We start from the raw sequence: 1,058 nt of genomic DNA, 5'->3' as shown, positions 1-1,058 counted from the left end.
ACATGCTTGCCGGAAGCAGGGACATCAACGCTTGCCTCAGTTTCATCTCGTCCACCGGCTTGCTCAGCATCGGCGCATCTTGAAGGGCCCCGGTGAGATGGCCGCGCTGATACGCGGTCAGGATCAGGAACGGGCACCCATCGGCGCGGAGCGCGGCTGCGATCGGCTCGGAGGTGCCGCTGGCCAGCTGGACGTCGAGGACGGCGCAGTCCGGCCGATCGTTTGCGACCAACTGCAGCGCTGCTGCGGCGGTGGCGACCGGTCCCAGCACCAGACAGCCCCATTCTTCCAGAATATCCCGGATATCCAGCGCGATCAGCCGTTCGTCCTCGACCACCAGAATCCGGCGATCGGACAATCCGCGGGTCGGGTCGCTCGACATGTCATGCCTCGGCAGCAGGGAACGTCAGCTCATAACGTAATCCCTCGGAGCCGTAGACCAGTTCCGCCGCGCCGTTCAGTTCAATCGTGACGACGTCCTCCAGGAGCCGCGTGCCGAACCCCTTGCGTTCCGGCGGCGTTATCTCGGGGCCATCCTGTTCCTGCCATGTCATGGCCAGCCGACGGGCGTCTCCGTCCGGATTCTCCAGGCGCCAGTCGAGGCTCACGCGCCCTCTCGGAACGCTGAGTGCGCCGTACTTCGCGGCATTCGTCGCGAGTTCATGGAGAGCCAGGCCGAACATTCGGGCCTGTCTCGGGTCCATGTCGATCGACACCCCGCGGATCGCGATCTTCCCAGGGTCGTCCTGTCGGTATGGCGAGAGGATCTCGTTCGCGAGCGTCAGCGGATCCACCCGCTCATCGGAGCTTTCGAACACAAGGCTCTCGGCCGTCGCCAGGGCCTGCAGCCGGTCGATGAACGCGGTACGGTACTCCTTCGCGGTGCGGCCCTGCGTGGATGTCTGCGAGGCGAGCGCGCGGACGAGGCCGAGCAGGTTCTTGACCCGGTGGCCCAGCTCCCGGGCGAGCACGCCCTGTTCGCGCGCCGTACGGTGCAACTCGTCGTGGGTCCGGAGCCGCTCGATCGCGGCGGCGAGCAGGTTCGCATAGGTTCGCAG

General features: G+C 66.3%; 2 protein-coding genes. Both read right to left on the bottom strand.

All coding sequences use genetic code 11. From position 1 onward, the window contains the following. Positions 1-382: response regulator (locus Q1B08_RS21480; protein ID WP_299823412.1), on the bottom strand; the 382-nt coding region annotated here is incomplete at its 3' end. A gap of 1 nt (position 383) precedes the next feature. Next, positions 384-1,058: sensor histidine kinase (locus Q1B08_RS21475; RefSeq protein WP_299823409.1), on the bottom strand; the 675-nt coding region annotated here is incomplete at its 5' end.

Origin of the sequence: uncultured Jannaschia sp., from assembly GCF_947494025.1 — a bacterium.
GTDB lineage: Bacteria > Pseudomonadota > Alphaproteobacteria > Rhodobacterales > Rhodobacteraceae > Jannaschia.
The sequence above is the reverse complement of the archived record's forward strand: the minus strand, read 5'-3'. Positions and strand labels throughout refer to the sequence as shown.